Raw genomic sequence first — 26,771 nt, 5'->3', positions numbered from 1 at the left:
GCCCCAGGATCCTGGCCGAGACCGAGAGCGTCACCCTCGGTCTCGGCCGGAATCCCCGGTCTCGGCGAAGCGGCAGCCGACGCGGAACGGCGTCAGCGGGTCAGCAGGTACACGTCGCTGCGGTGCAGGTCCACATGCTCTGTCACGCGGAAGCCCAGAGCCTCCAGCTCCGCGACGCCCCAGGTGTCGGGCGCCGGGCCGCTCTCGTACTCGACCAGCCACACGCGCGTGACGCCGGCGAAGCGGCCGCGCAGTGCGGCATCGGGGATGTCGTACGTCGTCGCGTCCCACAGGGGGCTCTCGGTGTACGGCGTCTCCAAGAGCACGTCGCGGAGCCCCGCGAACGCCGCGGGGTTGGTGTCGAGCGCGAGCCGCGGCCGGCGAGACGGTCGCACCGAGGCGTCGAACACGATGGCGTCACCCGCCCGGGCATGCTCCTGCACGGTCGCGGCGATGTCGTTCCAGTCCGACTGGTTCTTCGCGTGGGGGGTGCGCTGCCCGACGTAGACGGGTGCCGCGGCGGCGAGCACCGCGACCAGGGCGATCGTGGCGAGGAGGGGCCCCGGCATCCGGTTCGAGAAGGGGCTGCCGCCGACCCGTCGTATGCCCAGAGCCACGAGGATCGCGGCGGCCGGCGCCACGAAGGTGCCGTAGCGCGGGGTGTAGCCGGGGATGAGGGCGTTGACCACCAGCAGCGTGCCGCTCGGGATCACGAGCCATGCGACGGCGAGAGTCTCGAGGTCGAGGCTCTCGGCCGTCGACCGCCGGCGGATCAGGTCGCGTACCCACAGCACCACCGCCGTGAGGATCAGTGCCCATGCGATCAGCGCGAACGGCCAGGCTCCGAACCACATCTTGACGAGCACCATGTCGACCGAGACCCGGTCGCGCTCGGCGAGGAACGCGATCTGCTTGTGCTCGATGGCGGCCAGCACCAGGAGCGGAGTCGTCGCGAGGAGCCCCACGCCGGACGCGATCGCCCAGTGGCGAAGATGCCTCCGGCGCGCCGCCGACACGGCGAGCACGACGCCCACCACGGCCGCGAGCAGGACCGTGTACAGGAAGACATAGATGCCGACGGCCAGTACGACCGCGTACACCGCCCAGCCGCGGCGTGACGGCATCCCTCGACGCAGCGTCTCGACGACCACGACCCACAGCAGCGTCGCGAGCATCGCCGAGAACGCGTAGCTGCGGGCCTCTTCGCCGGCGTAGGTGAGCCGCGGCAGGATCGCCGTGACGAGGCCGGCGAGGACGGCGAAGCGGGCCGACGGCTCCCGACCGCCACCGGCGAGCCGCCCGCAGAGCCAGGTGACGGCCGCGGCGCATACGCCGATCGCGAGCGCCGACGGCAGGCGCACCGCGAAGGGGCTGGAGCCGAACAGCTGCACCCACTCGTGCAGGCCCAGGTAGTACGCGCCGTGGACGGCGTCGACGTGGAGGAACATCGCGAACAGGCTGCCGACCGGCCGCGTCGCCGACAGCACGCTGGCCGCCTCGTCGCCCCACAGAGACGGGATCCACGACCCCGCCAGGCTCACGAGCGCGGCGACGACCCCGACGATCGCGGCGGCGCGTCCCAGCCGGAGGGGGTCGACGCCGGGCGCTTCATGCGGCGCCGCCGCGCGCTCCCGCGCGGAGTTCGCCGCCGGCGTCCGGTCCGCCGTCGGCGAATCGGTGGCGGTGACCGGGCCCCGCTCGAACCTCTCCGGTGAGACGCTCACTCATCCAGGTTGCCCCCGAACCACTGTGAACGGGCAGAGAATCCGGGATCGGCCACTCACGCCGGTGCGGCCGCAGTCGGTTCGTCGCGGCGGCCGAGACGCGCCGCGGCGATGAGGCTCTGCGTGTACGGATGGCGTGCGCCGCCGAAGATCTCGGCGGCGGACGCCGTCTCGACCAGCCGGCCGCGCTGCATCACGGCGACCCGGTGCGAGACCCGGCGCACCACGGCCAGGTCGTGAGAGATGAACAGGTACGACACGCCGGTGCGCTCCTGCAGGTCGATCAGCAGATCGATGACGGTCGCCTGAACCGTCACGTCCAGTGCCGACGTCGGCTCGTCGCACACGATCAGCGGCGAGCGGCCGGCGAACGCACGCGCGATCGCGACGCGCTGCTTCTGCCCGCCCGACAGCTGATGGGGGAGCTTGTCGAGGACCTCGGCCGGAAGACCGGTCTGCGCGGCCAGTCGCTCGGGACTCTCGTCGCCGTGCAGCAGCTCGATCGCCCGTCTGAGCGTCTGGCGCACCGTGCGGCGCGGGTTGAGCGACGCATCGGGGCTCTGGAACACGATCTGCACCGGCGGCGGGGTGGTCGGGGCGTCCAGCGCGAGCTCGCCGTCGAAGGCGGTGACGCCGGCCACGACGCGCCCGAGCGTGGTCTTGCCGCTGCCCGACTCGCCGACGATCCCCAGCGTCTCGCCGCGGCCGATGCGCAGATCGACGCCGTCGAGCGCCGCGTGGCCTCCGTAGTGCTTGCGCAGGCCCGAGGCGACGAGCAGGGGCGGGGAGGCGGCATCCACTGCCTCTCTCACGGGCCCGTCCAGCGCGGGGATCGCGGCGACCAGACGTCGCGTGTAGTCGTGTGCGGGCGCCGCGACGAGGCCGGATGACGTGGTGGTCTCGAGGAGACGACCGCGCTCGAGGACGCCGACGCGGTCGCTGTGCGCGGCGACGAGCGGCAGGTCGTGGCTGATCAGCAGGCTCGCGAACCCGAGCTGGTGCTGCAGGCGTGTGATGAGCGCCAGCACCTCGGCCTGCACCTGGCTGTCGAGCCCCGTCGTCGGCTCGTCGAGGATCAGCAGACGCGGCCGGGCGGCGAGCGCCATCGCGATCATGACGCGTTGCTGCTGCCCTCCCGACAGCTCGTGCGGGTACCGCGCGGTCAGACGCTCGGGGTCGGGCAGGCCCACCTCGGCCAGCGACGCCACCGTCGCGTCGCGGGTCGCCGTCGCCGACAGCCCACGCAGGCGGTGCGCCTCGGCGACCTGCGAGCCGATGGATGCCGTCGGATTGAGCGCACGCGACGGCTCCTGGAAGACCACGCCGATGTCGTCGCGGCGGTACTGCCTGAGGCCGGCGGCATCCAGCGACAGCACATCGCGACCGGCGACCCGCAGCTGGTCGGCACGCACGCGGGCGCCCTTGGGCAGATACCTCGTGAGGGCCAGCGCGATCGTGCTCTTGCCCGATCCCGACTCCCCCACCAGTCCGTGCGCCTCGCCCTCGGCGATGTCGAGGTCGACGCCGTCCACGGCGGTGCGCCGCCCGCCGGCGACGCGATGCTCGACCGTGAGTCCGCGCACCGAGACGAGTCCGCTCATCCGCGCAGCACCTCCTTGAGGTTGTCGGCCACGAGGTTGACCGAGACGACGAGCGACGCGATCGCGAGGGTGGGGAACACGAGGGTCCACCACGCGCCCTGCAGGTACGCGCGGTTCTCGTTGACCGCGAGCCCCCAGTCCGGCGACGGCGGGGCTGCGGCGAGCCCCAGGAACGACAGCGACGAGGCCACGAACACCGCACCGCCGATGCTCAACGCCGCCTGCACGGCGACCTGCGGCCAGACGTTGGGCAGCAGCTCCCTCGCGAGGATGCGGCCCGTGCGCTCGCCCTGCACCTGCGCACTCGTGACGTAGTCCTTGCCCATCTCGACCAGCACCTCGGCCCGGATGATGCGGGCGATGCCGGGGGCGAACAGCACACCGATCGCGGCGGCCAGGACGAGCGGGCTGCTGCCGAACGCCCCCACGATCACCAGGAGGAAGATCAGCGTCGGCAGCGCGAGGAACACATCGAACGTGCGCATGAACAGCTGGTCCACCCACCCGCGCCGGTAGCCGGCGACGAGCCCGAGAGCCGTGCCGAGCACCGTCGCGATGAGAGTCCCCAGCGGGCCGATCAGGAGTGCGGACTCGGCGCCCGCCAGGACGCGCGCGAAGACGTCCCGCCCGATCCGGTCCGTGCCGAACCAGTGCTCGGGGCTGGGCGGCGCGAGCTTCACCCCGGTGTCCCCGAACGGATCGAGCCCGAACCAGCGCCACGCGATCGCCACGAACAGCCACCACACGATCACGACGGCCGACAGTGTGAACGTGGGACGCCGCAGCAGCACCGCCCAGACGCCGCGGGAACGCGGGGGCGCGGCATCCACCGGCCTCGCGAGGTCGATGCGGTCGGCCAGCAGCACGTCGGCGGCCATGTCAGTCCCCTCCTGTGAACCGCACGCGCGGGTCGACGACCATGAACGCGATGTCGGTCAGCAGCAGCGCGCACAGCGAGATGAGGCCGGTCACCATGACGCCGGCGGCGAGGATGAAGACGTCCTTCTTCTGGGTGGCCGTCACGAGCAGCTCACCGAGGCCCGGGTAGCCGAAGAGCGTCTCGACCACGGCGCTGCCGCCCAGCAGCGCTCCGAGGTAGACCCCGATGAGCGAGAGGGTCGGGATGAGCGCGTTGCGCGCCACGTGCCGATGGAACAGGGCACCGCCGTGGGCACCCTTGATGACGGCGGTGCGGTAGAACTGCGAGCCGGTCGCCTCGACTACACCGGCGCGGGTCATGCGCGCGAGCACCGACACGTACCCGAGCGCGAGCGTCACGGCAGGAAGGGTCATCGCCCTCAGCTGAGGCAGGAATCCGGCGCCGACGGCGTCGCCGGACTGGATCGGCAGCACCGGGATCACCAGGGCGAACACGATGAGCAGCAGCACGCCGACCACGAACTCCGGCACCGAGGCCAGCGACATCAGCCCGACGGTGGCAGCGCGGTCCGTCCGGGACCCCTCGCGACGGGCCTGCCACGCGCCGATCCCGATCGCCAGCGGAACGAGGATCGCGAAGGCGTACAGCCCGAGCAGCACCGAGTTGCCGAGACGACCGAGCACGAGCGTCGCGACCGGCTCGCCGTAGACGAGACTCGTTCCCCAGTTCCCCGTGACGAAGCCGCCCAGCCACGACAGGTAGCGCTGGACGAGGCTCCCGTCCAGGCCGTGGGCGGCGTTCCACTCCTGCACCTGCGCCGCGGTCGCGTACTGCCCCAGCGCGTTGCGTCCGGGGTCTCCCGGCACCACCTGGATGAGCCAGAACAGCAGCACCGACACGACGAGCAGCACCGCGGGGATCTGGATCGCCCGCTGCCCGACGAGGCGTCCGATCCCGCGGCGACGGACGCGCGGCACCGCCGGCCCCCGCGCGAGGCGGGGACCGCTCTCGAGGCGGGGGTCGGCGGTCATGCGTCAGTCCTCGATCGAGATGCCGGAGAAGTCGTAGCCGGTGTAGAAGTCCAGCGCGCCGGCGAACTCGCCCTGGACCCGCTTGTCCTGCAGCGACTGCGCCTTCGAGAAGGCCGGGACGATGACGGGCAGGTCGGTCCACTGGATCTCGGCGATCCGGTCTGCCAGCTGCTGGCGCTCATCCGCATCGGTGGTCGCGTCGAACTGCGCGGTCAGCTGCTCCAGCTCGGGGTTGGAGTAGTGCGACGCGTTCCACGCGGAGTCCGCCGCGTAGATGAGCGACACGTACTGCGACGGCACGCGCTTGGCCCAGTTGGTGACCGTCACGCCGGCCGTCAGCCACGGGGTGTCGTCTCCCTCGGCGTAGTACTGCTCGCCGGTCAGCACGTCGAGGTCGACGTCGAAGCCCGGCACGGCGTTGAGCTGCTGCTGCAGGACCTCGCCGAACAGCTGGTTGTCGGTCGTGATCGTGAACGACAGGGTGCGCCCGTCGAGCAGGTCGGCGACCTTGTCGAGGTCCTGCTCGCGCTGCTCGAGACCGGCCGGCTGCGGCTCGTAGTCCGGGAAGAAGGTGACGTCGTCGGCGATGTCGGCGTTGCCCTGGTACACGTCGTCGACGAGGCCCTGCCGGTCGACCGCCCACGCGAACGCCTCGCGCGCCGTCGGGTCGTCGAAGGGCGCGGCGGTCACGTCGAGGAAGATGCCGTCGATCTTGTTGTAGCCCGACGAGATGGTGTCGTACTTCGACGCGTCGACGGTGGCCGCGACGTCGGAGGTCAGGGCGATGCGGTCGATCTCGCCCGCCTGGAAGGCCAGCAGGGTCGCCTGCGTGTCGCCGTAGACCTTGAGCTCGACGCCGTCCAGTTCGATCGCGGCGGCGTTCCAATACTGCGGGTTCTTGACGTAGGTCGCCCCCTTCCCGACGGTGTAGTCCTTCAGCAGGAACTGGCCCGCCCCGACAGGATTGTCGAGCCATGTCCCGGGCTCGTAGTCGGCGGGCAGGATGCCGGTGTTCGTGCCGGTCAGCAGCAGCGGGAAGTCCGAGAACGGACGCACGAGGGTGAACAGGACCGCCTCGTCGCCGTCCGGGGCGACCGTGTCGAGGATCCCGTCGAACGCGCTGCGCCCCGGCGACTGGCTGTCTTCGGCGGTGATGGACTGGAAGGTCGCGACCACGTCGGCCGACGTGACGGGCGTGCCGTCGTTGAACACCGCGGCGTCGCGCAGCGTCACGGTCCACGTGAGGCCGTCGTCCGAGGCCGACCAGTCCGTCGCCAGGCGCGGATTCAGGTCGCCGGCGGCGTCGAGGCTGATGAGCGGCTCGGTGACCAGGCCCGAGATGATCTGCGCGTTGTAGTCGGCGACCGTCAACGGGTCGATCTCGCTGCCCGGGTCGGTGATCGGCAGACGGTAGACGTCGTCGGATGCCGCATCCGACGCGGTGCCGCCGGCGGCGCCGGTCGCGCAGGCGGTGAGGCTCAGGGCGAGCGCGCCCGCGGCGAGCGCGGCGAGCGCCGCACGCAGCGGACGTCGGGGGTGGAGCGAAGGGGCCATGGTGTTCCTCTCGGCGGGGCGGGTGCGTCACGACACGTGACGCAGGCTGTGGTGAGCGATCGTGGACCGGGGGCCGCGGCGCCGCCAAGCGGGGCGTGACGCGCCGCGACACCGCCGGTCACGATCTGTCACGCGGCGTCATGCAGAGCCGACGGGGATGCCGTCGACCTCGACCGTGACGCGCTCGGAGTAGAACGCGACGCGGCCGGCGATGGCCGCCACGGCGGGCAGCGGCTCGGGGTACGACCAGGCGATCTCGCGCTCGGGGCGATCCGCGGCCGCCCAGTACTCGGTCGCCTCGCCCTTGTACGGGCATTCGCTCCACCTGCTGATCTCGCGCAGGGCCGACCAGTCGACGTCCTCCCGGGGAAGGTAGTAGCGGGGCACGAGCCCGGTCTCGTAGACGATGACGGATGCCGTCGAGTCGGCGATCACCCGGTCACCGTCGGACACCACGATCCGGCGCGTGGACGGCAGCGTGTCGACGCGGTTGCGCGGGTCGCGGGGATGCGCGAACACGCGCTCCTCCTCCTCGGTCCAGCGGTCGAGCACGCCGGGGTACCACGTGAAGGCGATGAAGCCGTCGAGCGCGTCGACGTCCCACGTCCAGGCGGCCGCCTCGATGCGCCGGTCGCCGACGACGAGGTCGAACCACTGACGCGCGGGAGTCCGCGGCCGGTAGTACGACGCGGCGGGCGCCTCACCCGGCACGAGCAGCTCGCGCCGGACGTCGTCGAGCGGGAATCCGTACTCGGGAACCTTCGCCCCCGGCTCCCACACCAGGACGGGACGCCGGGAGTCCACGACGGCGAGGTCGCCGACCCACCCGCGCACCCAGCGCTCGCTGGGCTCCCACGTCCACGTGGCGGCGTGCACCGGCTCACGCCGGGCGAGCGTCGGACCCGTGCGGGGCTCGACGCGCTCGACAGGGACGACGGTGGTGTGGTTCGGGCTGGTCACGGACACGGTTCCTCCTGGAGGCGGGGGTCGGCAGCGGTTCGACGCCACCATGAAAGCCCCGGAGCCCCTCCGCCGACCGAAGGGTTGCCGTCGATGAACGCACATGACCCCGTATGACGACGCATGCCGTCGCGTGACACGCGCCCCGCGACGGGCTCCTGCGCCGCGTCCTAGCCTGACCGCCATGCCTCAGCCCGACACCGCACCCGTTGTGCGTCCTCCGCTGCCCACGCGTCCTCCGCTGCAGGTGGGCCTGTTCGCGCATCTCGCCGAGCACCGCGGCACCGTCGAGCAGACCTACCTCGACTACCTCGACCTCTTCGAGTACGCGGAGTCCGTCGGGGTCGAGTCGGCGTGGGTGCGGCAGTTCCACCTGGCCAAGCCCGACGCCGGCCGGCTGGGCGGTCTGCCGTCGCCGTTCGTGTTCCTGGGCGTTCTCGCCGCACGCACGACGGCCCTGCGGCTCGGCACCGCGGCCATCACGCTCCCGCTGGAGCGCGAGCTGCGCGTGGCCGAAGACGCCGCGGTGCTCGACGTCCTGAGCGGCGGACGGGTCGAGCTCGGCCTCGCGAACGGCGGGCAGCCGCAGGTGGCGGCCGCTCTCGGCGTCACCCGCATCGAGGACCGCGAGCACAGCCGCCGGGCGTACCTCGCCTCGGTGGACCGGCTCGCCGCCGCGTTGTGGGGCGACCCCGTCTCACCCGACGGCGAGGTGCTCGCGCCGGCCCGGCCGGCTCTCGCGGAGCGCATCTGGCACGCGACCCTCACCGAGCACAGCGCGTTCGAGACCGGCCGGCGCGGCGAAGGCGTGCTGATCGGCACCACCCAGGTCGTGCCGGGCGAGGTGTCGGCCGCCGCGTATCACCGCGGACTCCGCGAAGGAGCGACCCCGCGCCTGGGCCTTTCGACCTGGATCTTCCCGGGTCGCTCGCGCGAGGACGCGCTGCGCCGGGCCGAGGCAGGCCTCCTCGCCAAGTGGGAGTGGGCCAAGGACTTCCTCCCGGCCGCAGGCACGCCCGCCGACGTGGCCGAGCGGCTCAACCTGCACTACGGCACGGCCGCCGACATCGCGGCATCCATCGCCCAGCACCCCGCCTTCGCGTACACCACCCACGTGCAGCTGCAGCTCGACGGGCTGTACCGCGACGTGGAGGAGCAGAAGGAGGCGCTCGCCCTCTTCACCGGCGAGGTCGCCCCGGAGCTGGCGGCCGCCGACCGGACGGCGGTGGCCGCATGAGCCGCACACCGCTCGTCCTCGCGGCCGGCATCTTCTACCCCGGCGGCGAGCACATCACCGGCTGGCGGGCCGCCGGCTCGGAGCCGCACGCGTACCTCGACCTCGACTACTACACGCGCTTCGCGCAGACGGCGGAGGCCGGGCGGTTCGCCACGCTGTTCCTCGCCGACGAGCTGTACGTGTGGGACCGCTTCCGCTCCGGCATCGACCACGGCGTCAACGTGCGGCTGGAGCCCTTCACGCTGCTGAGCGCACTGTCGCAGGTGACCAGCCGGATCGGTCTCGCCGCCACCGTGTCGACCACCTACAACGAGCCGTACCACGTGGCCCGCAAGCTCGCCTCGCTCGATCACATCAGCGGCGGCCGGGCCGCCTGGAACCTCGTCACGAGCGCGAGCGACGAAGAGGCGCGCAACTTCGGCCGCGACGCCCACCTCGAGCACGGCCTGCGCTACCGCCGCGGCGCCGAGTTCGTCGATGTGGTCAACGGACTGTGGGACGGGTGGGAGGACGACGCGTTCCTCTTCGACAAGGAGTCCGGCCATTACGCCGACCGCGCCAAGCTGCACGTGCTCGACCACCGCGGCGACCACTTCGCCGTACGCGGGCCGCTGAGCATCCCGCGCCCCGTGCAGGGGCATCCACCCCTCTTCCAGGCGGGCGCCTCCGAGGCCGGACGCGAGCTCGCCGGCCGCACCGCCGACGCCGTCTTCACGCTCGGCGGCGGATCGCTCGACGCGTCGCAGAGCCTGTACGACGACTACAAGCGCCGCGCGGTCGCCGCCGGCCGCGGTGCCGACGACCTGAAGGTGCTGCCCTGGTTCTCGCCGATCATCGGCGACACGCAGTCCGATGCCGAGGAACGGTTCCGCGCGCTCGCCGCCCTCACGCCGGACCGCGTGCAGATCGACCTGCTGTCGCACTACCTCGGCGCCGACCTCGGCGAGCGCGACCTCGACGAGCCGTTCACGTTCGAGTTCGACCTCGACGGCTTCAACCAGTCGAAGTCCGGCTACCAGTCGATCGCGGCGCTGCTCGCCCAGCGGCCCTACACGATCCGCGAACTGGCGTGGGAGGTGCTGCGCCGCCGCTTCACCGTCGGCACGCCCGACACGCTCGCGGCCCACCTGGTCGAGCGGTACGAGAAGGGCGCCGCCGACGGGTTCATCCTCATGGCGCCGACGCTCCCCGACACCCTCGTGCGGTTCGTCGACGACATCGTCCCGCGCCTCACCGACGCCGGGGTCTATCCGCGCGAGTACGCCGGAGACACGCTCCGCGACAACCTCGGGCTCGCCCGCCCCGCTGGAAGGAACGCCGCATGACCCGCCGACTGCTCCTCGGAGCGTTCCTCTTCCACCCCGGAGGCTCGCATGTGTCGGGCTGGCGCCACGCGTCGGCCGAGCCCCACCGGCACGTCGACATCGAGTACTACACCCGCTTCGCGCAGACCGCCGAGCGCGGGGTGTTCGACACCATCTTCCTCGCCGACGGCCTGTACTTCTGGGATCGCTTCCCCTCCGGTGTCGACCACTACGGCCAGACCCGCCTGGAGCCGCTCACGCTGCTGTCGGCCCTCGCCGTCCGCACCAGTCGCATCGGCCTGGCCGCGACCGTGTCGACGACCTACAACGAGCCGTACCACGTGGCCCGTGCCATCGCCTCGCTCGACCACATCAGCCGAGGCCGCGCAGCGTGGAACCTCGTCACCTCGCGCTACGACGAGGAGGCCCGCAACTTCGGCGGCGACGACCACCTCGACCACTCGCTGCGGTACGAGCGCGGGGCGGAGTTCGTCGATGTCGTCCACAAGCTGTGGGACAGCTGGGCCGACGACGCGATCCTCGCCGACCGCGAGAGCGGACTGTTCGCGGATGCCGCCGGCCTGGCCGTCGCCGACCACCGTGGTCGGCACTTCACGGTGCGGGGGCCGCTCAACGTGTCGCGCCCGCCGCAGGGGTATCCGGTGCTGTTCCAGGCCGGCGGCTCGGACGCGGGGCAGGAGCTCGCGGCGGCCACCGCCGACGCCGTGTTCGCCCGGTCCCTTCCGGTCGGCGAGGCGCAGAGGTTCTACGCGGCACTTAAGGCGCGGGTCGTCGCGCACGGCCGCCAGCCCGACGAGGTCGCGATCCTGCCGCAGCTGCGGCCGGTGGTCGCCGAGACCGAGGCGGACGCGCGCGCACTCGCCGCGGAGCTCCTCGCGTCGACGCCCGACGCGATCATCGTCGAGGACGTCGCGCACTCCATCGGGCAGACCCTCCCCGCCGACCCCGATGCGCCCATCACCCCGGCGCCCGACACCGACATCGCGAACGAGTCGAAGTCGCCGAACCGGCGGCTGGCCCGGCTGCTGTCGGGCGAGCGGCTCACCGCGCGCGACTTGTACGCCGAATCGTTCTGGGAGTCGGTGTCGGTCGGAAGCCCCGCCGCGATCGCCGACGACATGCAGGAGCGCTTCGAATCGGGCGCCGCCGACGGCTTCGTCGTGCAGGCGCTCACGCAGCCCCTCGGGTTCGAGTCGTTCGTCGACCTCGTCGTGCCCGAGCTGCAGCGCCGCGGTCTCACCCGCACCTCGTACGAAGAGACCACGCTGCGCGAGCGCCTGGGTCTCGCCCGTCCGGCCCGCCGCGTGCCCGAGCCGGTGACGGCATGACGCGCGACGATCACGCCCGGCTCGCCTTCGCCACCCGGCAGCTGCACGCCGGCGACCGATCGCCGGGTCCGCACCGGCCCCGCGCCACGCCCATCTACCTCACCGCGGGCTTCGAGTTCGACGACTTCGACCAGGCGCACGCCCGCTTCGCCGGCACCGAGGAGGGTTTCAGCTACACGCGCGTCGGCAATCCCACCAACGTCGCCGCCGAAGTGCGCATCGCCGATCTGGAATCGGGTGTCGGCGCCCTGCTGCTGGGCAGCGGCCAGGCGGCGGTGGCGACCACCGTGCTGGCGCTCGTGTCTGCCGGCGATCACGTCCTGGCCTCGTCGAGCATCTACGAGGGCACGCGCGAACTCCTGCGCGACGACCTGGGGCGCCAGGGCGTGGCCGTGGACTTCATCGACGATCCGAACGACGCCGCGGCGTGGGATGCCGCCATCCGGCCGAACACGAGGCTCGTGTTCGCGGAGTCCATCCCCAACCCCAAGAACGACGTGCTCGACGTCGCCGCGATCGCGACGGTCGCCCACCGTCACGGCCTGCCGCTCGTCGTCGACAACACGCTGGCGACGCCGTACCTGGTGCGCCCGCTCGAGCACGGTGCCGACATCGTCGTGCACTCGGCGAGCAAGTTCCTCGCCGGACACGGCACGGTCCTCGGCGGCGTGATCGTCGACGGCGGCACCTTCGCCTGGGCCGACCACCCAGACGCCTACCCCCAGCTCGCACGCCAGCGCGGGCTCGACGGTCTGACGTTCGCGGAGCGCTCGCCCCGCACCGCCTTCCTCGACTTCGCCCGCCGCGTGGCGATGCGGTACGGCCCGGTTCCCTCGCCGTTCAACGCGTTCCTCATCATCCAGGGGATCGAGACGCTGTCGCTGCGGGTCGCCCGGCAGTCGGCCACCGCGCTGCAGCTCGCGACCTGGCTCGAGCAGCAGCCGGGTGTCGAGAGCGTCGACTACAGCGGCCTGCCGTCGAGCCCGCATCACGCGGTGGCGGCGCGCTACCTGCCGCTCGGGCAGGGATCGGTCTTCGCCGTGACGATCCGCGGTGGACGCGAGGCCGCACGGATCTTCACCGACGCGCTGCACCTGTTCACGCGCATGACCCACCTCGGCGATGTGCGGTCGCTCGTGCTGCACCCGGCGACCACCACGCACGTGCTGCGCGACGACGAGCAGCTCGCCGCGGGCGGCATCGGGCAGGGGCTGCTGCGCCTGTCGATCGGGCTCGAAGAGCCCGAAGACCTCATCGCCGACCTCGACCATGCACTGGCAGCCGTCGCGGCGGCGGATCTGCTCAGCACCATAGGAGTGTCATGACCCGACCACAGCACTTCGGCTGGTTCCTCTCGCGCGGCTTCGGCCCGCACGGCTGGGCGCGGCCGTACCACGAGTGGAACTATGCGTGGCAGCGCCCCGACCTGTACCAGCAGTCCGCACGCGAACTCGAGCAGGCCGGATTCGACTTCGTGCTCATCGAGGACGCCCTGTCGGTCGGCATCACGCCCGAGACCCTGAACCTGCGCGTGCGCAAGGCGTACGGCGGCCCCAAGCACGACCCCTGGACGCTCGCCCCCTACCTGTTCGCGGCGACGCAGCATCTCGGCGTGATCCCGACGGCCAACCCCGTCGCGCTGCACCCGTACCAGGCGGCGCGGCAGTTCGCGTCGCTGCAGCACCTGAGCGGCAGCCGGGTCGGCCTCAATGTCGTCACAGACGTCGGCAGCGCCCACCACTTCGGCCAGTCCCGCCTGCCGCACGACGCCGCGTACGACCGCGCGCAGGAGTGGCTCGACGCACTCCGGCTCCTGTGGCACAGCTGGGACGACGACGCTCTCATCGCCGACGCGCGGACGCAGATCTACGCCGACGGCACGAAGATCCACGCGGTGCAGCATCGCGGCGAGTACTACTCGTTCGACGGGCCGCTCAATGCGGAGCCGTTGCCCGCGGGAGACCCGATCGTCGCCTCGCCGGGCGGCTCCCCGCGCGGCATCGGGTTCGCGGGCCGCAACTCCGAGATCCAGCTCGCGCTGTCGAACCTCGACGTGGACGCGATCCGCGCCTACCGCGAGCGCGTCCGCGAGGCGGCGGTCGCCGCCGGGCGGGGCGCGGACGAGATCAAGACCCTGTTCGTCTTCAAGCCGATCGTCGCCGCGAGCCGGGAGGAGGCCGACCGCATCGTGCGCGCATCCGAGTCGCCGACGGATGCGGCGCTGCTCGAGGTCGCCGAGGCGTGGTCGAGCGATCTCGAGACCGACCTCACGGCCCTCGCCCTGGACCGGCCGCTCGATCCCGCGATCTTCGGCGACCACGTGTCGCAGGGGACGATCAAGGGCCTGCGAGGCCGGTTCGACAGCTTCGCCGACGTGCCGCTGCGTGCGATCCTCGCCGGCAAGGCACGGCTCGGCCGGATCGGCGACGGCATCAGCGGCACGGTCGGCACGGCCGACGAGCTCGCCGACCTCATCGAGGCGCTCGGAGAGGATGCCGGCAACGACGGCCTCATCTTCTCCGGCGATCTGCACCCCGTGACGATCCACCGGACGCTCGACGAGCTGGTGCCGATCCTGCGCCGGCGGGGCATCCTCCGCTCCGAGTACGCGGCCGGCGGCCTGCGCGCGAACCTGTCGGCCTTCTGAGCCGCGTGTCGAAAGGAAAGCCCATGTCGTCGATCGTCGTCCTGGTCGGGAATCCGCAGCCGTCGTCCCGCACGCGGCTCGTGGCCGAAGAAGTCGCGCGGCAGCTCGCGGCGCGCAGCGGTGCCGAGGTGGAACCGACGATCGACCTCGCCGACGTCGCCGATCGCCTGTTCCGGTTCCCCGACGAGACGGTCGACGCGCTCCTCCAGCGCGTCACCGCCGCCGACGTGCTGGTCGTCGCGAGCCCGACGTACAAGGCGACATACACGGGACTGCTCAAGTCCTTCCTCGACCGGTACGGCGCGAACGCGCTCGCCGGTGTGACGGCGGTGCCGCTCCTCACGATCGGCGGCCCCGCCCACGCGCTGGCCGTCGAGCACGCGCTGCGGCCGCTGCTCGTCGAGCTCGGAGCATCCACGCCCACACGGGGGCTCGCGTTCCCCGCCGGAGAGGTCGAGCGCCGCAGCGAGCTCGCGTCGGCGTGGCTCGACGCCGAGTGGCACCGCCTCGCTCCTGCCCTGGACTCCGCCCGCGTCGACGCCTGACGGGCCGGACCAGCGGTCATGCCGCGCGGGCGGCCTCCAGCAGCTCCCGCGCGACAGGGGTGAGATCGCGGGCGGTGCCGCGCCAGATCGCGGTGATGGGCCGCAGGATCGGCTCGGTCGCGACCGCCACACGCGCGAGGCGGCCGAGGCGCAGATCGTCGGCGACGACGCGGCTGCTCAGCACGGCCGGCGCCAGTCCGCCCGCGACGGCGGACCGGATCGCCGCGGCGTTCGCGAGCACGATGGCGGGTTCTGCGGGTGGGCGGCCGAGTCGCCCCTCGACGACGAGTTCCCACGCGCGACGCGTGCCGCTGCCGCGTTCGCGCGCCACGAGGCCGGTGGCGGCGACCTCGTCGAGGCCGACCGCGTCGCGTGACGCCCACGGGTGGTCGGTCGCCACCACGACCACGAGCTCGTCCCGGGCGATGACCCGGCTCCACAGGTCGGTCAGCGGCTCGGGACTCTCGATGAACCCGATGGATGCCGCACCGCTGCGCACCCGTTCGCAGGTGTCGGCGCTGTTCGCGGTGAGCAGGCGCACCTCCGTCGGCGGGCGCCCGGCCGCCTGCTGCGTCGTCCGCAGGGTGACGAGCCAATGCGGCAGCAGATGCGCGGCGACGGTCTGGCTGGCGGCGACGGCGAGCTCGCGCCCTGATTCGCCGCGCAGCTGATCGACACCGGTCTCGAGCCGGTCGGCGGCGTGTAGCAGGTCGTCGGCCCACGAGGCGAACACCTCGCCGGCCGGAGTGGCGGTCACGCCGTGCGGCGAGCGCAGCAGCAGCTCGAGCCCGAGCGAACGCTCCATCGCCCGCAGCCGGGCCGACGCGGACTGCTGCGTGACGCCGCGCTCCCGCGCCGCGGCCGAGATCGAGCCCGTCTCGAACACGGCGCGCAGCAGGCGCAGCGCCTCGACATCGGGTACGTATCCCACGGAGATACAGCCTACGCCTGTACCCCTACGCATCCTGTGGGGATACCGGGGAGCCGGCCGATCGCCGAACGTGTAAGGATGCCCCACGCCGTCCCACTCGCCCGCCGCACCGCCGCCGTCGTTCCGGGAGTGCTGCTGTGCGTGGCGATCGCGGCCGCGTCGCTCGCGGTGGGCCGGACCGCTCCGGTCGTCGGCACGGCCCTGCCCGCGATCGCGATCGGCGTCTCCGTGGCGGCGATCCGCCGACCGGGCGCGCGCACGCAGCCGGGCATCGCCTTCTCGGGCAAGTGGCTGCTGCAGGTGGCCGTGGTGCTGCTCGGGGCGCAGCTGTCGCTGCAGGACGTGGTCGCCGTCGGCGCCGAATCGCTGCCCGTGATGCTCAGCACCCTGACCGTGTGCCTGGTCGCCGCCTGGGGCCTCGGCCGCGCCATGCGGATCGACGGGCGGCTGCGCACCCTCATCGGGGTGGGCACCGGCATCTGCGGCGCCTCGGCGATCGCCGCCGTCGCACCCGTGATCGCGGCGACGAGCGGCGAGATCGCGTACGCCGTGTCGACGATCTTCGTGTTCAACATCGCCGCGGCGGTCGCGTTCCCGCTCCTCGGGCACGCGCTGGGACTGGATGCCCACGCCTTCGGACTGCTCGCGGGCACCGCGATCAACGACACCAGCTCGGTGGTCGCGGCGGCGACGACGTTCGGCGCGGGCGCGCTCGGCTTCGCCGTCGTGGTCAAGCTCGTCCGCACGCTCATGATCGTGCCGATCAGCGTCGGGCTCGCCCTCCGTCAGCCGCGCCCGGGCGAGGGCGGCTTGCTTCGTCATCCGTGGCGCATCGCCACGCTGGTGCCCTGGTTCATCGTCGGGTTCGTCGTGATGACCCTGGCGAACACGGCGGGGCTCATCGCCGAGCCCGTGCGCGCCGGACTGCTCGCGGTGAGCGGCGTCCTCATCGCGGCGGCGCTCGCCGGCATCGGCCTGTCGACCGATCTCGGCGCGATCCGCCGCGCCGGCTGGCGTCCCCTCGCTCTCGGCGCGGTGCTGTCGCTGCTGGTCACGGCGACGGCGCTGGTGGCGCTGGCCTTCACCGGCCGGCTGGCGTGAGCCGCGGCATCCCCGCTCCTCCCACAGGTCAACCGCGCCCGCGCAGGACGCTCGCGCCGCATTCCTCCTGCACAACAGCGGTCGACCTGTCGAAAGCAGGCGAGGGATGCCGCCACCCGGCCCGACCCGACGGCTCGGTCATGCGGCGCCTCGCCTACATGGTGACGTGGAACTTCGGGCCCGGCCCCGCACCGGACGGACGCGAGCCGGCGAGGATCGCGGGCAGGTCGTCGAGCGCGACGGTCGCGGCGACGAGCGGGCGCGGGTCGACGACGCCCGCGGCGTACGCGGCGATGGTGCCGGCGAGACCCGGTGACGCGCTCAGCACGCCCACGGCCGTCACGTCCTTGAGGGCGAGATCGCGCGTGTCGATGAGGCTCGGCGTACCGGCGAGGCCGATGTAGACGACGCGCCCGCCCGGTTCGACGAGGTCGAGCGCGCGGGCCGGCAGCGCCGGGGAATTGGATGCCTCGATCACGGCGTCCCACGGCAGCCCGGGCAGGTCGCCGTCGGTCCAGACGTCGTCGAACCCGAGCGATCGTGCGAACGCCGCGGAGCCGGCGTCGCGGGCGAGGAGGTGCACCTCGGCACCGGCAGCGCGGGCGAACAGCGCGCACAGCAGGCCGATCGTGCCCGGCCCCAGCACGAGGCACCGGTCACCGGGGCGCAGTGCCGCGCCCTGCACCGCGCGGAACGCGTTGCCGCCCGGCTCGACCAGCGCGCCCATCGCGTCGTCGACCGTGTCAGGAAGCCGGTGCAGTGACCGCGCCGGCGTCGCGACGCGCTCAGCGAGCGCTCCGGCCTTGCCGCCGCGGATGCCGAGCTCGAGCCGCTGATCGCACACGTGCTGCCGTCCGTGCTCGCAGCGACGGCACGCGCCGCAGCCGAGCATCGTGTCGCCCGTGACGCGGCGTCCGATCCATGAGCCGTCGACGCCGGCTCCGACCGCCGTCACCGTGCCCATCCACTCGTGGCCGATGCGCATCGGATAGGCGGCGTGCCCGGAATGCAGGTACGCCATCTCGCCCGTGAAGAACTCGACGTCGGTGCCGCAGATGCCGGCCCGACGCACCTCGACGATGACCTCGCCGGGCTCGGCGGCCGGCTCGGCGACGTCCTGCACCTCGGCACGACCGGGTGCGGTGATGACGAGGGCCCTCACCGGCCCGCCCGCCGGAGCAGCTGTGGGTCAGTGGGATTCACGGGTGACCTCCGCCCCGGACGCACCGACGAGGAAGTCGAGGTCGGCGCCGCGGTCAGCCTGCAGCACGTGGTCGACGTAGAGCCGCTCCCACCCGCGGGACGGGTTCGCGTACCCGTCGACGGTCGCAGCGTTGGGGGTGCGGCGGGCGAGCTCATCGGCAGGCACGTCGAGGTCCAGCCGCCGCGCACGCACATCCAGGCTGACCCAGTCCCCGGTGCGTACGAGGGCGAGCGGTCCCCCGGCGGCGGCCTCGGGGGTCACGTGCAGCACGACCGTCCCGTACGCGGTGCCCGACATGCGGCCGTCGCAGATGCGCACCATGTCCCGCACGCCCTTCTCCAGCAGCTTGGTCGGCAACGGCATGTTCGACACCTCCGGCATGCCCGGATACCCCTTCGGCCCGCAGCCGCGCAGCACCATCACGCTGTTCTCGTCGATGTCGAGGTCGGGATCGTCGATGCGGGCGTGGAAGTCCTCGATCGAGTCGAACACCACCGCCCGGCCCCGGTGCTTCAACAGGTGCGGGGACGCCGCCGCGGGCTTGATCAGCGCCCCGCCGGGCGCGAGCGACCCGCGCAGCACCGAGATGCCGGCGTGCGGCTGCAACGGCGACTCGCGCGGCGTGATCACGTCGGCATCCCAGATCCGGGCATCGTCGAGGTAGTCCACCAGCGGCTTCCCCGTGATGGTCAGCGCCTCGGGGTCGAGCAGGTCGCGCACCTCGCGCAGCACCGCCAGGAACCCTCCCGCTCGGAACAGGTCGTCCATCAGATACCTGCCCGCCGGCTGCAGATTCACCAGCAGCGGCACCTCCGCGCCGATCCGGTCGAAGTCGTCGATCGACAGGTCGATGCCCAGCCTCCCCGCGATCGCCAGCAGATGCACCACCGCGTTCGTCGACCCGCCGATCGCCGCCAACGCCACGATCGCGTTGTGGAAGCTCCCCTTCGTCAGGAACGACGACGGGCGCCGATCCTCTGCCACCAGCTGAACCGCGAACCGGCCCGTGTCGTGCGCCGCCTCCAGCAGCCGCGCATCCGCCGCCGGCGTGCCGGCAAGCCCCGGGATCACCGTCCCGAGCGCCTCGGCCACCAGCGCCATCGTCGACGCGGTGCCCATCGTGTTGCAATGCCCCTTGGAGCGGATCATCGACGACTCGGACTTCAAGAACATCGTCTCGCTCAGCGTCCCCGCCCGCACTTCCTCGGACAGGCGCCACACGTCGGTGCCGCACCCGAGCGCCTCGCCGCGGAAGTGGCCGGTGAGCATCGGCCCGCCCGGCACCACCACCGCCGGCAGATCGACCGAGGCCGCCGCCATCAGCAGCGACGGGATCGTCTTGTCACACCCGCCCAGCAGCACCACCCCGTCGATCGGGTTCGCCCGCAGCATCTCCTCGGTGGCCATCGCCGCCATGTTGCGCCACAGCATCGCCGTCGGCCGCACGTTCGTCTCACCCAGCGACACCACCGGCAGCTCCAACGGGATCCCGCCCGCCTCGTACACGCCGTTTTTCACCGACTGCGCCACCTCCGTGAGGTGCGCATTGCACGGCGTCAGGTCCGACGCGGTATTCGCGATCGCGATCTGCGGACGCCCGGTGAACGCCGAATCCGGCACACCGCGGCGCATCCACGCCCGATGGATGTAGGCGTTCCGGTCATCCCCCGCATACCACTGCGAACTGCGAAGCGTCATCGTCGACCTCTCGTTCCGCCCGCGCGCAACCGCGGGCCTTCCGCCATCCTCCCCGATCCTCCAGCGACGCGCGCCCGAAGTCCGGCCCGGTAACAAGTGGTCTGCTTCGGGCGCCGACCGCGGCCCCCGGCATCCCTCACCCGTTCAACAGGTCAACCGCACTTCCACAGGCCGAATCGCGGAGATCCCTCCTGCGCAACGCCGGTTGACCTGTTGAACAGACGGCACCGACGGCAACCCGGAGCAAGTGGATGCCGCGACTCGGTGACTTCCCCACGCCGCGGCCCCGGCATCCCTCACCCCTTAAACAGGTCAACCGCACCTCAACAGGACCGATCCAGCCCGTTCCTCCTGCGCAACGCCGGTTGACCTGTCGAGCCGGCGACACCGACCCGCCGCGGAGAGTGGATGCCGCCGGCCGAGGCCTCAGGGCACGCGATAGCCCGCGGCGCGGAACAGCTCGTACCACTCGGCCCGCGTGAGGGTCACGTCGGAGCCCTGCGCCGCCCCGCGCACGCGCTCGGGCGTCGTGGTGCCGAGCACGACCTGCATCATCGCCGGGTGGCGCGTGATCCACGCCACGGCGATCGCGATGGGCGGCACGTCGTACTCCGCGGCGAGGCGGTCGATCACGGCGTTGAGCTCGGGGTAGTCGGGCGAGTCCAGGAAGACGCCGGTGAAGAAGCCGGCCTGGAACGGCGACCACGCCTGGATGGCGATGTCGTGCAGCCGGCAGTAGTCCACGATGCCGCCGGCGTCGAGGGTGAGGGACTGGTCCTCGCCCTGCATGTTGGCCGCCACGCCCTGCGCGATCGACGGCGCGTGGGTGATGGACAGCTGGATCTGATTCGCGACGAGGGGCTGGCGCACCGACTTCTTGAGCAGATCGATCTGACGCGGCGTGTGGTTCGAGACCCCGAAGGCGCGCACCTTGCCCGCGGCTTCGAGGTCGTCGAAGGCCCGCGCGACCTCGTCGGGCTCGACGAGCGCGTCGGGACGATGCAGCAGCAGGATGTCGACGTAGTCGGTGTCGAGGGCGCGCAGCGATCCCTCGACCGATTCGACGATGTGCTCGTACGAGAAGTCGAAGTACGGCCCCTCGCGCACGATGCCGGCCTTGGTCTGGATCGTGAGCTGCTCGCGCTCGGACGGGCTGAGCTGCATGGCCTCGGCGAACCGCCGCTCGCAGCCGTGCAGCTCTGTGCCGTAGATGTCGGCGTGGTCGATGAAGTCGATGCCGGCATCGCGGGCCGTGTGCACCAGCTCCTGCACGGCGTCGTCGTCGAGGTCCTGGATCCGCATCAGGCCGAGCACCACCTCGGGTGCGGGGCGATCGATGCCTGCGAGGCCGATGGTCTTCATACTCTTCTGCTTTCGTTCGACGGCCGCGACGTCGCGACCGGTCGGGAGTCTATGCCCGGCGACGCGCCACGAGGTCAGCGGGTGGGGCCCTCGGGCCGGCCCCACCCGCTCGCTGGATCGCGCCCTACTTCGAGACGGTCACCTTCAGCGGTGCGCTCACCGTGCTGCCTGCGGCATTCGTGAACTCGACCGTGTAGATGTACGTGCCCTTCGCCTTGCCCGACACCGGAAGGGTGGCACGCTGCGCGCCGGGCGTCGCCGCGGTGAGCGTTCCCGAGCCGACCTCGCTCCCGTTCTCGAGGAACCGGTACGACGTGGCATTGGTGCCCCACCACAGGTCGGCGGTGACGGTGTAGGCGCCGTCGCCGTCCTTGTTCGGCGCCGACAGCACGGGCTTGCCGGGCGACGCGTCGGTGACCTTGACCGTGAGCGGCTGCGTGGCCGTCGTGCCCTTCGAGTTCACCAGCTCGCCGGTGAAGACGTACGTGCCGTTCGGCAGCCCCGCGACGTCGACGACCGCGTGCTGCGCGCCCGGGGTCATCATCGTCAACGGCACCTTGGCGACGAGCTCGCCGTCGCGGTAGAGCTTGAACAGCTGGCCGTTCTCACCCCACCAGAGGTCCATCGAGACCTGGAAGATGCCGTCCTTGAGGCCGGTGTCCCACCCGTCGTTCGACGACAGCACGCCCTTGCCCGGCGCCGTCCGCGCACCGTCACCCGAAGAGACCTCCGGGAGGGTGATGGATGCCGTCACGCCCGACCTGTCGCCTTCGCCGAGCACGTTCACCCCGGCGACCTCGTACGCGTGCGTGCTGCCCAGCTCCAGCGCAGTGATGGTGCACGTCGTCTTGGTCGTCTCGCACACCGGCTCGGTGCCGCCCGCCTCGTACACGCGGTACCCCGTGAATCCGGGACCGGCCGGGGACGAGGCATCCCACGACACCGTGATCGACGTGTCGCCCGCAGCGACGGCGGTCGCGTTCTGCGGCGCGGCGGCCTGGGTGGTGTCGGCGACCGCGAGCCACGAGATCACCGGCTTCTCGCTGCCCGCGCCCTCGTTCGTCACGACGTAGTCGACCGTGGCCGGTTCCGTCAGCGTGAACGTGAGCGCCGCCGCGAGCGGGGTGCTCGAACCCGACAGCGGGACGGTGCCCTTGGCGAGCTCCGTGCCGGCGACCGAGACCGTCTGGTACATCGCGCGGTTGATGTTCCACCACTCGGTGAAACCACCGGTCAGCGTGTACGTGCCGGCGTCCAGCGGCAGGCGGTAGACCAGCTTCGTGGTGTCCTGGTAGAGCCCCGTCGAGTACTTGTCGTCGATGTCGGTCGTGCCCTTGGTCTTCATGCCGTCAGCGACATATCCCCACCGGTCGGCGGCGGTCGACACCCGATCGACGCTCTCGTTGCGCAGCTGCACCGCGCCCGCCACCGCCGTGTACTGCGGCGAGGCGACACCGTTCGTGCCCGAGTCGATGTAGTACACGAGCGCCGGAGGCACGATCTCGTACCGGGCGACGACAGCCTGATCCGTGGCGGTCAGGCGCCCCGTCACGGTGAGCGCCGCATACTCGGTGCGCGGCTGCTCGGCGGACGCGGCATCCCATTCGACGTCCTTCTCGGCACCGGCGACCACCACCGTGTCGGGCAGGTCGTCGGCGACGCCGAGTGCGCCCTGCACCCCGAGGTCACGCGGGAGGCTCTGCACGTAGACGAGCGCGAGGCGGGCGTTGTAGCCGCTCGTGCCGTTGGTGCCGAACTCCAGATCGACGACCGCGTCCTGGTCGAGCGTCAGCGTCTGCGCCACCGGCGTGAAGGCGCCGGTGGAGGTCGCGGTCTTCGTGGTCGACACGCCCGCGGCGGTCACCTTGGAGTACACGTTGGTCGTCAGCCCTGCACGCGGCGCCTGGACGCCGACCAGGTTGTACGAGCCGGCCGGCAGCGCCAGGTGGTACGTGACCGGCTTGTTGTAGTCCGCGCCGACGTACGACGAGCCCCAGTCCGCCGGTGACCCCGCGGCCAGCGTGGTCGCCGTCGTGGAGTAGCCCCACGTCTTGCCGGAGGCCGTGCCGTCCCACTTCTGATCGGCGCTGTCGTTGCGCAGATCCGGGAACGCCGTCGCCACGGCCGCGTACGCGGACCCGTCCGCCGCGCCCGACGAGCCGGAGTCGACGAAGTACTCCAGATCGGCGGGCACCACGAGCACGGTCGCGCTGAACCGCTGGTACAGCCCCGACGACAGCTTGTCGGTCGAGCGGCCGGTCGCCGCGAACGTGCCGAGCTCGGGCGCGGTCTTGGCGGCATCGACCGAGCCGGCCGACCACGTCACCTTCTCGTCCGCGCCGAGCAGCTCGAGGTGCGACGGCAGCGTGCGATCGGTCGCCGTGACGGCCACCACTCCGAGGTCGATGACATCCGGGCTCACATCCTTGGGGGTGAGCCGGTCAGCCGCGGCGGTCAGGCGCGCGGCGAGCGCGGTCGCGCCCTCGGCGTCCAGGCCGTAGGCGACCGGATCGGATGCCGCAGCCTGCGCATCCGCCTTGACGGCGGCGAACACCTGCCACGTCTCGGCGGTGTACTCGCCCTCATCGAGACCGTCGACGGAGTCCACCACGGCGGCGAGGGCCGCGGTGTCGACCTTCGACGAGTCGGCGTTCGCGGTGACCACTCCGACGGCGTCGACGTTGATCGAGCTGTCGTTCGCGGTCTTGATGACCACGGTGTGCTCCGCGTTCGAGAGGCCGCGCAGCTGGAACGCGGTGCGCTCGCTGCCGGCGCTGTAGGTCGGGGCGCCGGCCACGACCGGAACGCCATCGACCACGACGTCGAGCGTCGGACCGCCCGAGTTCGTGCCGATGATGTCGAGCCCCGTACCGGTGAACGCGTACGTCATGGCCGCACCCTTGGCGGTGCTCTTGGATGCCGTGCGCTGCCACTCGAACATGCCCTGGCCGTTGACGTGGCTCCAGTTCGCGTCGAACTGCAGCACCGGGACGGACGAATCCGCCCAGCTGGTCTGATGCATGCCGTCGATCATCGCCGCGTAGTACGGCGTGTAACCGGGCACCGTCTGGACCTTGAGGTTGTCGAACTGGACGAAGTTGAAGCTCGAGCCGAGCTGGATGCGCCCGGTCGCCTGCGGTGCGGCATCGGTGTAGGTCGCGACCTGCACGCCGTTGACGGAGGCCGTGTACACGGCTCCCGCCACAGTCACGGCGACGGTGTTCCACACGCCGGCGCCGGTCTTGAAGGCCGCGTTCGCGGGAACCGTGCCACTGGACACGGTCGAGCCGAAGCGCATGAAGGTCCATGCGCCTGCGGGGTCGATCTTGAACTCGGCCGCCGAGACGCTCTGCCCGTTGGCCGTGCCGCCCTGCTCGCGCGCGCCGATCGTCGCGTACTGCGATCCAATCGCCTCGAACAGCACGTCGGCCGAGATGGTGTAGTTCGCCCAGCGGGCGTCGCCGATCGTGGTCTTCGGGTCGCCGCTGTTCCACGCACCGCCGGCCATTCCGGGGCCGACCTGCTGGCGCAGGACGCGGCCGTGTGCGGCATCCACCGTTCCTGAGGAACCGGCGGCGACCGATTCGAAGGCGCCGTTGGTGTCGTTCGTGTAGCGCGGCGTCGCCCCGTTGTCCTCGCTCTGCACGGCAGGGGTGCCGGCCGGCGCCGCCCCGTCGCCGCGGGCGGCGAGGTAGCTCACGCCGCTGTCGACGAGCTGCCCGGTCGCCGGGTCGTAGCCCTGGATCGTGCCCTCTTCGCGGTAGTCGAAGTCGTCGGCGTAGAGGAACGCGTCGTCGGTCACACCGTTGACGTTTCCGGTGGCGTCCGTGTCGAGCACGTCGCGGCCGCCGTCGGCGGCGGTGTACTCGGGCGAGGTCGGCAGGCTCGAGCCGTAGCCGTCCTTCGCCACGACCGAGCCGTCGGCCTTCGTGGTCGCGTGGTCGAGCGTCGTGAGCGTGAGGGCCGACCAGGGCTTCACCGTGACCGTGTACGAACCGTCGGCCGCGGGCTGCAGCTCGCCGACCGGCTTCAGGTAATTGGCGTCGTACGCCTGGCCGGCATCGGCCGCGCGCGTCTCCCACACCTCGGCCGTCTTGTCGTCGCCCAGGCTCAGGCCACTCGTGACGACGCGGTACGTCTTGCTGAATTTCGAGTCGTTGATGACGACCGTCGAGAAGTCCGACGCATCGGGCGCGGCCAGCGTCGTGTACGACGCACCGCCGGCCCGCGCACCGCCCGGCGGGTTGCCGGTGCCCAGCTCGCTCTTGGACGCCTGCGGGATCGCCCGCCAGATGCCGGCGGTGTTGTCGGCGTTCTCCCATCCGAGGGTCGCGAACTGCGTGAACTGCTCGAGCACGGCCAGGCCGCCGTCGTAGTACAGCCACCCCGACCACGGGTCGCGGGCGTTCACGAGCTCCTTCGAGGAGTACTGGAACCCGTCGTAGAACGAGCCGATGGCCGGCTGGAAGATGTTCATGGTGCGACGCGAGGCGGCGAACCCGGTCGTGATCCAGTTGCCCATCTCGAGCGCGCTGTTGGTGCCGCCGAACTCGGTGCCGCTGCCGCCCTGCTCGTCGCTGGCGTTGTTGTTGGGCCGGTCGGCCGAGCTGGAGAACGTCGACTGACCTTCGGAGTTCCACACCTCCTGGTCGAGCTGCTCGGCGATCTTCTTCATGTTGCCGGCGCTGTCGTCCGCGCTGGAGTAGTGGAAGCCGACGATGTCGACGGCGTCGCGCAGCGACGAATCGGTGGCCGAGGTCATGGCGTTGCCGAACGAGAGCGGCGGCGTCCCGACCGTGTCGGCGGCGATCGTGCGGATCGCGTGGAAGAGGTCGGACTCCTGCTGCGTGGCGAACCCGTTGTTCGGGTCGCCCGCCGCGGCGCCCTCGTACCCCTTCGTCTCATTGGCGATCCAGCCGGCGAAGTCCTTGTACAGCTGGATGTTCGGGCTGCCGGTCTCGTTGGTGTCGGGGTTGATCGAGTCGACCATGACGCCGTACTCGCGGTAGGCGGCGAGCAGGGTGTTCTTGAACCAGATGTACTGGTCGGCGTCATTCGCCACCCACGCGGGACGGTTCCAGCGCAGCAGGCTCAGGTGGATGTCGCCGTGCGCGACCAGCTGCGCGTCCGCTGCCAGTTGGAAGCCGGGCTCGCGCAGCACGTTGGGGTACTCGTCGCGCGAGCGCATCGTCGCGGCGTTCGGGCCGGTCGACGTGTTGCGGTCGTTGCCCATCTCGATCTTGACGGTGTTCATGATCGGGTGATCCCCGCCGAACAGCGTCTCGATGAGCTCCCAGTACTTGTCGGGGTGCTGCGACTTGTAGTCCAGCAGCAGCGCGCTCGTCGAGTTGGCCGACAGCACGCCGAACCCCTTGAACGTGAGTCCGTTCTGGTTGAGCGCCGCCGCGGCGACATCCGCGCCCGTGACGTTGACGGTGACCGGGTCGGCTCCCGCGGCCTGGGCCATCGCGGGCACCGTGAGCGGGGCGGCGATGACAGCCGCGGTGACCGCGGCGACGACGGTGGTGCGGATCCGCCGGGTCTTCTGTCCGTCGTTCGGACGCGGCATCCTTGCCTGCGGCATGTGCACTTCTCCTTCGGGCGCTGGCATGCAGATCGGGCACGACCACGTGCCCGCAGCGA

General features: G+C 71.6%; 18 protein-coding genes. 7 read left to right on the top strand and 11 right to left on the bottom strand.

What is annotated here, in order from left to right:
- Window positions 1-92 precede the first annotated feature (92 nt).
- The 6 genes from FB391_RS00590 to FB391_RS00565 all read right to left on the bottom strand — a co-directional run bounded on the left by FB391_RS00590 (window position 93) and on the right by FB391_RS00565 (window position 7,750).
- Entirely contained in the window at window positions 93-1,724 is a 1,632-nt protein-coding gene (locus FB391_RS00590; protein ID WP_141892378.1) for a glycosyltransferase family 39 protein, read from the bottom strand.
- A gap of 56 nt (window positions 1,725-1,780) precedes the next feature.
- A complete protein-coding gene (locus tag FB391_RS00585) occupies window positions 1,781-3,325 on the bottom strand; it encodes an ATP-binding cassette domain-containing protein (RefSeq protein WP_141892377.1) in 1,545 nt (514 codons plus the stop codon).
- Window positions 3,322-4,203, bottom strand: coding sequence for an ABC transporter permease (locus FB391_RS00580; protein ID WP_141892376.1), 882 nt, complete (start codon window positions 4,201-4,203; stop codon window positions 3,322-3,324). The genes FB391_RS00585 and FB391_RS00580 overlap by 4 nt, the downstream gene beginning before the upstream one ends.
- 1 nt (window position 4,204) lies before the next feature.
- Window positions 4,205-5,236 (bottom strand): ABC transporter permease, encoded by a 1,032-nt coding sequence (locus FB391_RS00575; RefSeq protein WP_141892375.1) that lies wholly within the window; start codon window positions 5,234-5,236, stop codon window positions 4,205-4,207.
- A 3-nt stretch (window positions 5,237-5,239) separates the two neighbouring features.
- The gene (locus tag FB391_RS00570; RefSeq protein WP_141892374.1) at window positions 5,240-6,790 is read right to left on the bottom strand and encodes an ABC transporter substrate-binding protein; all 1,551 of its coding nucleotides are present in this window, start codon (window positions 6,788-6,790) and stop codon (window positions 5,240-5,242) included.
- 138 nt (window positions 6,791-6,928) lie between these two features.
- On the bottom strand, window positions 6,929-7,750 hold the full coding sequence (locus tag FB391_RS00565) for a DUF427 domain-containing protein (RefSeq protein WP_185842871.1): 822 nt from the start codon (window positions 7,748-7,750) through the stop codon (window positions 6,929-6,931).
- Between the two features lie 184 nt (window positions 7,751-7,934).
- On the opposite strand from FB391_RS00565, the gene FB391_RS00560 reads away from it, so the two are divergent.
- Genes FB391_RS00560 through FB391_RS00535 form a run of 6 tightly spaced genes read left to right on the top strand, consistent with a single transcriptional unit; the run spans window position 7,935 to window position 14,832 of the window.
- Window positions 7,935-8,987 (top strand): LLM class flavin-dependent oxidoreductase, encoded by a 1,053-nt coding sequence (locus tag FB391_RS00560; protein ID WP_185842870.1) that lies wholly within the window; start codon window positions 7,935-7,937, stop codon window positions 8,985-8,987.
- Entirely contained in the window at window positions 8,984-10,312 is a 1,329-nt protein-coding gene (locus FB391_RS00555; RefSeq protein ID WP_141892371.1) for an LLM class flavin-dependent oxidoreductase, read from the top strand. Before FB391_RS00560 ends, FB391_RS00555 begins: the two co-directional genes overlap by 4 nt.
- On the top strand, window positions 10,309-11,640 hold the full coding sequence (locus FB391_RS00550; RefSeq protein WP_141892370.1) for an NtaA/DmoA family FMN-dependent monooxygenase: 1,332 nt from the start codon (window positions 10,309-10,311) through the stop codon (window positions 11,638-11,640). The genes FB391_RS00555 and FB391_RS00550 overlap by 4 nt, the downstream gene beginning before the upstream one ends.
- Window positions 11,637-12,965: an O-acetylhomoserine aminocarboxypropyltransferase/cysteine synthase family protein gene (locus FB391_RS00545; RefSeq protein ID WP_141892369.1), complete on the top strand. Its 1,329-nt coding sequence runs from the start codon at window positions 11,637-11,639 to the stop codon at window positions 12,963-12,965. The genes FB391_RS00550 and FB391_RS00545 overlap by 4 nt, the downstream gene beginning before the upstream one ends.
- Entirely contained in the window at window positions 12,962-14,287 is a 1,326-nt protein-coding gene (locus FB391_RS00540; protein ID WP_141892368.1) for an NtaA/DmoA family FMN-dependent monooxygenase, read from the top strand. The genes FB391_RS00545 and FB391_RS00540 overlap by 4 nt, the downstream gene beginning before the upstream one ends.
- 23 nt (window positions 14,288-14,310) lie before the next feature.
- A complete protein-coding gene (locus FB391_RS00535) occupies window positions 14,311-14,832 on the top strand; it encodes an NADPH-dependent FMN reductase (RefSeq protein ID WP_141892367.1) in 522 nt (173 codons plus the stop codon).
- A 16-nt stretch (window positions 14,833-14,848) separates the two neighbouring features.
- Here the strand turns inward: FB391_RS00535 and FB391_RS00530 are convergent, their stop codons facing one another.
- The gene (locus FB391_RS00530) at window positions 14,849-15,763 is read right to left on the bottom strand and encodes a LysR family transcriptional regulator (protein WP_185842869.1); all 915 of its coding nucleotides are present in this window, start codon (window positions 15,761-15,763) and stop codon (window positions 14,849-14,851) included.
- Window positions 15,764-15,841: 78 nt separating this feature from the next.
- On the opposite strand from FB391_RS00530, the gene FB391_RS00525 reads away from it, so the two are divergent.
- Complete coding sequence (locus tag FB391_RS00525) at window positions 15,842-16,864, top strand: YeiH family protein (RefSeq protein WP_141892365.1); 1,023 nt, start codon at window positions 15,842-15,844, stop codon at window positions 16,862-16,864.
- A gap of 154 nt (window positions 16,865-17,018) precedes the next feature.
- Here FB391_RS00525 and FB391_RS00520 read toward each other — a convergent pair whose 3' ends face one another.
- From FB391_RS00520 to FB391_RS00505, 4 genes are all read right to left on the bottom strand, one after another.
- Window positions 17,019-18,026, bottom strand: coding sequence for a zinc-dependent alcohol dehydrogenase (locus FB391_RS00520; RefSeq protein ID WP_141892364.1), 1,008 nt, complete (start codon window positions 18,024-18,026; stop codon window positions 17,019-17,021).
- Between the two features lie 27 nt (window positions 18,027-18,053).
- Window positions 18,054-19,766: an IlvD/Edd family dehydratase gene (locus FB391_RS00515; protein ID WP_141892363.1), complete on the bottom strand. Its 1,713-nt coding sequence runs from the start codon at window positions 19,764-19,766 to the stop codon at window positions 18,054-18,056.
- Window positions 19,767-20,192: 426 nt separating this feature from the next.
- The gene (locus FB391_RS00510) at window positions 20,193-21,128 is read right to left on the bottom strand and encodes an aldo/keto reductase (protein WP_141892362.1); all 936 of its coding nucleotides are present in this window, start codon (window positions 21,126-21,128) and stop codon (window positions 20,193-20,195) included.
- A 124-nt stretch (window positions 21,129-21,252) separates the two neighbouring features.
- Window positions 21,253-26,712, bottom strand: a complete 5,460-nt coding sequence (locus FB391_RS00505; protein WP_141892361.1) for a 3-keto-alpha-glucoside-1,2-lyase-like domain-containing protein — start codon at window positions 26,710-26,712, stop codon at window positions 21,253-21,255.
- Between the last annotated feature and the right edge of the window lie 59 nt (window positions 26,713-26,771).

The sequence above is a fragment of the Microbacterium kyungheense genome, assembly GCF_006783905.1.
In the GTDB taxonomy this organism is placed as follows: Bacteria; Actinomycetota; Actinomycetes; order Actinomycetales; family Microbacteriaceae; genus Microbacterium; species Microbacterium kyungheense.
This window is presented reverse-complemented; position numbering and strand designations above follow the sequence as displayed.

Bases quoted from the DNA above. Each gene is read 5' to 3' on its own strand.
- FB391_RS00515 (WP_141892363.1), bottom strand. From the start codon at position 19,766: ATGACGCTTCGCAGTTCGCAGTGGTATGCGGGGGATGACCGGAACGCC.
- FB391_RS00550 (WP_141892370.1), top strand. From the start codon at position 10,309: ATGACCCGCCGACTGCTCCTCGGAGCGTTCCTCTTCCACCCCGGAGGC.
- FB391_RS00575 (WP_141892375.1), bottom strand. From the start codon at position 5,236: ATGACCGCCGACCCCCGCCTCGAGAGCGGTCCCCGCCTCGCGCGGGGG.
- FB391_RS00585 (WP_141892377.1), bottom strand. From the start codon at position 3,325: ATGAGCGGACTCGTCTCGGTGCGCGGACTCACGGTCGAGCATCGCGTC.
- FB391_RS00525 (WP_141892365.1), top strand. From the start codon at position 15,842: ATGCCCCACGCCGTCCCACTCGCCCGCCGCACCGCCGCCGTCGTTCCG.
- FB391_RS00535 (WP_141892367.1), top strand. From the start codon at position 14,311: ATGTCGTCGATCGTCGTCCTGGTCGGGAATCCGCAGCCGTCGTCCCGC.
- FB391_RS00570 (WP_141892374.1), bottom strand. From the start codon at position 6,790: ATGGCCCCTTCGCTCCACCCCCGACGTCCGCTGCGTGCGGCGCTCGCC.
- FB391_RS00560 (WP_185842870.1), top strand. From the start codon at position 7,935: ATGCCTCAGCCCGACACCGCACCCGTTGTGCGTCCTCCGCTGCCCACG.
- FB391_RS00555 (WP_141892371.1), top strand. From the start codon at position 8,984: ATGAGCCGCACACCGCTCGTCCTCGCGGCCGGCATCTTCTACCCCGGC.
- FB391_RS00545 (WP_141892369.1), top strand. From the start codon at position 11,637: ATGACGCGCGACGATCACGCCCGGCTCGCCTTCGCCACCCGGCAGCTG.
- FB391_RS00580 (WP_141892376.1), bottom strand. From the start codon at position 4,203: ATGGCCGCCGACGTGCTGCTGGCCGACCGCATCGACCTCGCGAGGCCG.
- FB391_RS00505 (WP_141892361.1), bottom strand. From the start codon at position 26,712: ATGCCGCAGGCAAGGATGCCGCGTCCGAACGACGGACAGAAGACCCGG.
- FB391_RS00510 (WP_141892362.1), bottom strand. From the start codon at position 21,128: ATGAAGACCATCGGCCTCGCAGGCATCGATCGCCCCGCACCCGAGGTG.
- FB391_RS00540 (WP_141892368.1), top strand. From the start codon at position 12,962: ATGACCCGACCACAGCACTTCGGCTGGTTCCTCTCGCGCGGCTTCGGC.